The following is a 345-nucleotide window of genomic DNA, read 5'->3' as shown; positions in this document are numbered from 1 at the left end:
ATCACCGGACTTTCCAGCAGCCGATCACGCATCAGGTTCAACAGCGGCTGGAAGTATTTACTGCACTGGATCACCCAACGCGCCAGGGTTTGTCGTGGAACCTCGATGCCGTGGCGGGACAGCACACTTTCAAACCTGTGTAGCGGCAAGCCATCGACGTACTTGGTCGTCAGCAGCATGGCCAGCACGCTTGGGCTGGCCATGCTTTTTTCGATTAGCTGGGCGGGCTTGTCAGCAGTGACAGGAGCAGTCTCGCAACCACGGCAGCCATAGATCTTGCGCACGTGTTTGAGTACGCGGATCTGCATCGGCACGATATCGAGCTGCTCGCTGGTTTCTTCGCCG

At 57.7% G+C, this 345-nt stretch carries 1 protein-coding gene; it reads right to left on the bottom strand.

Going from position 1 to position 345, the window contains the following annotated elements:
- On the bottom strand, positions 1 to 345 hold a 345-nt coding region (locus JNA92_RS25640; protein WP_241807224.1), incomplete at both ends, for an IS66 family transposase.

Source organism: Pseudomonas putida (genome assembly GCF_022627325.1).
Lineage (GTDB): Bacteria > Pseudomonadota > Gammaproteobacteria > Pseudomonadales > Pseudomonadaceae > Aquipseudomonas > Aquipseudomonas putida_X.
This window is presented reverse-complemented; position numbering and strand designations above follow the sequence as displayed.